At 49.1% G+C, this 3728-nt stretch carries 5 protein-coding genes and 1 pseudogene; 1 reads left to right on the forward strand and 5 read right to left on the reverse strand.

The genetic code is table 11. The features are described 5' to 3' along the window. A pseudogene (locus EPIR_RS03570) lies at positions 1-816 on the reverse strand (adhesin); the annotation flags it as partial. 96 nt (positions 817-912) lie between these two features. Here EPIR_RS03570 and EPIR_RS03575 point away from each other — a divergent pair. Continuing rightward, on the forward strand, positions 913-1068 hold the full coding sequence (locus tag EPIR_RS03575; protein ID WP_048696850.1) for a SymE family type I addiction module toxin: 156 nt from the start codon (positions 913-915) through the stop codon (positions 1066-1068). Positions 1069-1132: 64 nt separating this feature from the next. Here the strand turns inward: EPIR_RS03575 and EPIR_RS03580 are convergent, their stop codons facing one another. From EPIR_RS03580 to EPIR_RS03590, 4 genes are all read right to left on the reverse strand, one after another. Then, positions 1133-1699, reverse strand: coding sequence for a hypothetical protein (locus EPIR_RS03580; protein WP_023653942.1), 567 nt, complete (start codon positions 1697-1699; stop codon positions 1133-1135). Between the two features lie 245 nt (positions 1700-1944). Next, on the reverse strand, positions 1945-2355 hold the full coding sequence (locus EPIR_RS03585) for a hypothetical protein (RefSeq protein ID WP_023653943.1): 411 nt from the start codon (positions 2353-2355) through the stop codon (positions 1945-1947). A gap of 448 nt (positions 2356-2803) precedes the next feature. After that, the gene (locus tag EPIR_RS18005) at positions 2804-2992 is read right to left on the reverse strand and encodes a CPCC family cysteine-rich protein (protein ID WP_072066006.1); all 189 of its coding nucleotides are present in this window, start codon (positions 2990-2992) and stop codon (positions 2804-2806) included. After that, the coding region (locus EPIR_RS03590) for a VENN motif pre-toxin domain-containing protein (RefSeq protein WP_084007832.1) at positions 2989-3728 on the reverse strand (740 nt) is incomplete at its 5' end. The genes EPIR_RS03590 and EPIR_RS18005, both read right to left, overlap by 4 nt.

Raw genomic sequence — 3728 nt, forward strand, 5'->3', positions numbered from 1 at the left:
TCCGGCGAGCGCGGAGTTACCGCTCGTCTGCGCCACCACCGCACCCAGTACCGCGTGGGCCATCAGGTTGGCCGGGACGTTCACATTGCCGGTTGCCGGGTCGGTGGTCATTTTATGAATGACCTCCGCCAGATACGGTGCCGCGCCGCCCGCAATCGCCTGCGCGATGTTACCGCCCGCCAGACCCTGTACCGCCGCCGTGGCGGCCTGGATGGCCTGCTGCACCTTACCGCCGGTGCCGAGCTGGCTTTCCGTCAATGCCTGATTATAGAAGTTCTGGTAGACCTGCTTTTCGATATCCGCGCTATCGTACTGTTTCGACGGGTCCTGTTTTTTCAGTTCGGCCAGGGCTTTATCGCGGTCGCTCTGCGTTGCCCCGGTGATTTTATCATTTGCCGCATGCGTGGCGATAATCTTACCCTGGGTCGCCGCGATATCCATTGCCTGGACCGCTATTTCGCCGATCTTCTGCGCTTCCTGTAGCCGCTGCTGCTCCTTCTCTTTATCAAAGATTGGGGAAAGGGTCTGGTTGGCATTCTCCACGTCGCGGCTCATGTCGGCGACATCCTGCGTCTGGTTTGCCTGGTCGCGGATGGTTATTGTGCCGTCAGAGACCGCCGCTTTGGTCGTTGAGCTGCCGCTTCCGCTACCGTTGGCACCGACCAGCAGGCCGCTCGCCACATTGCCGAGGAACTGCTGGCCCGTATTGCAGCTGGTGTTTAAGCCGATGCTCAGGTGTTCGACCTGATATTCGGCCTCGTTGTCGATATTGCCAAAGCCGCCTTTGCCGGCAAAGATGCCGGTCTGCTCCTGCACCGAATCCCAGGTGCTGTGCATCTTATCGCGGCTCAGGTTAAGCGAGCTAATAAGTCAGAGACGGTCACCCCCACAACTAAAGCAAGGCGTTATACCGTGGGTTATATCAGGGATCATATTAAGCACCAGCCGTCACCGTCCATTACCCTGAAGGGGCACTGGATGGCGGAGCTGGGATTTGATACCGGGCAGAAGATCGAGGTGATCACCGAACCGGGGCAGCTGATCATCCGGCTGGCGGGGGAAGGGTGACTTACTGGACTATAAAGTTAAATCCCAACCGCAAAGGTTGGGATTTAATCAGATGGGTATAATATTATGAGGCATTATCCAGTTCATCAAGAAGAGTGCGGAACTTATCTTCCAACTCTGCCAACTTTTCTTTACCTGGCATTTTATCCTTATAAACATGCTGAGTAAGTGACAAAACTGTTTCTGTTAGTCCGCCATTGCTTTTAATAAAGCTCTCGATTTTTTTCTGCTTCTTCACCCATTCCTTTGATGCAATACACTTTTTATGTTCACCACACACTACATCGGGATCACTCTGAAGCCGAGTAATCGTACTTTCATCTATGACGTAATATGTCTGTGTTGTTGCACTCAAAGCTGTAGGAGATATGGTACTAACATTACGGTGAGCAACTGGAATAAAATATTTTTTCTCCAGGATTTCCACGATAGCCGGAAGTCTGAGCACTTCATAATCAGCCACTATGTTATTTCCTGCCGAAGTCAGCCGGTCACCGCGAAGGAAAGAGCACAGAACCACGACCTGAGAGTTCTTCATACGGTTGATTTGCAACATCATCGCCGGATGAGCAGAGAACTTCGAAGCCAGTTCATCACGGGCAACAGAAGGATGAATTGTTAATAATGTCATTTATAGCCACCTTACTTATTGATATTTAAACAATAAGACATTCAGGAGGACCATTCGATACATTATCAGCGATACCAGACTTAAGATTAGTTAATCCTAAAAACACTGGCTTCACTATGCTAATACGCATAATATTATGGACAGCCAGTCGTACACTGATAGTGTAGCGATGGTTACTGAGGGCAGGGATCAGATCTTTAGTTTGTCGACTCGTTCTGATTCCTGCCTCTTCCTTCATCGTCTTCCTACTCATCACACAGCTTGAAGATAATCTGTCCTTTCTCCGTCTGCGTGTCTGAATCCTGCGAAAATTGTTTTACTGATGCTTCGTCATCGTCCGACAAGCGCGGGAAGCCCGGTCGCAGTGTCAGACGGATAGCGCAGGAAGAATATTCTCCCGCTTTGTTCTTCTGGCCCGCCACAGCGAAGCCACCTTCCGGAATTTTTTTAATCATCCACTGCGAAGATTCTGCATCGTGAAGGATGTCAACGCGGTCACCGATATCAATACCGGTTTCGTCCATGACTGAACGACTGAGGCGAAAGCCCAGTTCAACGGCTCCCGTAGCTCGTTTGCTTTGCGTGACGGCCACGTTATTGCTCTGCGCAATGCGGCCTGTTTTCGCTGCAAGGTTGGATAGCGAGATAAAGGACATTTCCATCTCCGTTAATTTTTATTCTAAGCATTATCTGATCGGTGATTTCGTATTGCAAGCCGATCTGCTCGCTTTTTAATTTTTATTTCCAAATTATTTTTATGGAAGGCGTGTGCGTATTACGGGTTTTTTGTGAGTATAACCCGCTGCCACAGGAAGGTGAAAGAAAAAATCGTCTCAATGGGGTTAATTCAACTTAATATGCCCCATCTCCATTTAGCTATTAGGTAAATAGAGATGAGGCGTTTTATAAGTACACCAAATTCACTCCATAGTACTTACAGTCAGGTTGTTTGTATCTGGGCTTGTTTTTGTTGAAAATCGATTTCGCTGAACTCACAATCGGATTTGTAAGTGTATCAGCGAAGGGTTTTTGTCGTTATCGTATGGTTTTTCCTGAGACTGACAGACAAAAAATCCCGGCTCTATTGGCCGGGATTGACAGGTTCTACTTCTGAAGGAACAGTGTTCTGGCTTCATTCAAACTAGGACAGTTAGCACCGCCAGCAAAATCAGGATCTTCAGATTGGACAGGATCATCTTCCCATTCACAGATCGGACAGATTTCGTAATTGCCTAATTCCCCTATAGTTTTATTATTACAACAGGGACATGGGTAAAGCTCGTTTTCGGTCATTGTTTGTTCCAGTACTCCATACCTTTCTGCGGCTTAAACATAGTTCTTGGTACACCGCTGGCATCTTTAGTTGCAAAAGTATTTGTTGAAGGATTGTAATATAGCGTATCCCCATTAGGGCGCGTTTTGACTAAAGTACCAGCAGGCGGCTTGTTTACAAAAGAATGCGCAGCTTCCACATATTGCTTAGAGTTTTGGTATTCAGGGAATTCATTTTTGTGCTTATCCCAGTGACCATAAGCATTTGGAACGGGTTCTTTCTTCTTGGTCTCTGTCCAGATCTGAGTATCTTTAGCTTTCGCCGAGATCTGCTGGCTACCTTCGTTTATCAGCTTCGACGCTTCAGCTACATCGCCTTTCTTCAGCGCCGTTTCTGCCGCCTTGATGATCTTGCCTGCCGCATCGCCCGCGCCAGGTATCAGCCCGACCGCCGCCGCAAGATAATCTATTGCCGTCTGCGCTTCGTGGAAGCTCTTTATATCCCCCACAATCGGCACAAAATCCAGCCCCAGACCGGCAGCATCCTTCACCATCTGGGTACAGGCCGCCTGATTCTGTTCACAGATGGCTTTCTGCGCGGTCTGGTATTTCTCGATAGTGCCTTTTTTCTTCGCTTCCGCAGCGGCCAGGACGTTTGCCAGAGAGTTATTCTCAATCGCATTCTTCCCGGCCTGCGCTCCCGAAACTGTATCGGCGGCGCTGCCTCCCGTCAACCCTCCCGCAAGACCCGCTGCCA

It is taken from the genome of Erwinia piriflorinigrans CFBP 5888, assembly GCF_001050515.1.
GTDB lineage: Bacteria > Pseudomonadota > Gammaproteobacteria > Enterobacterales > Enterobacteriaceae > Erwinia > Erwinia piriflorinigrans.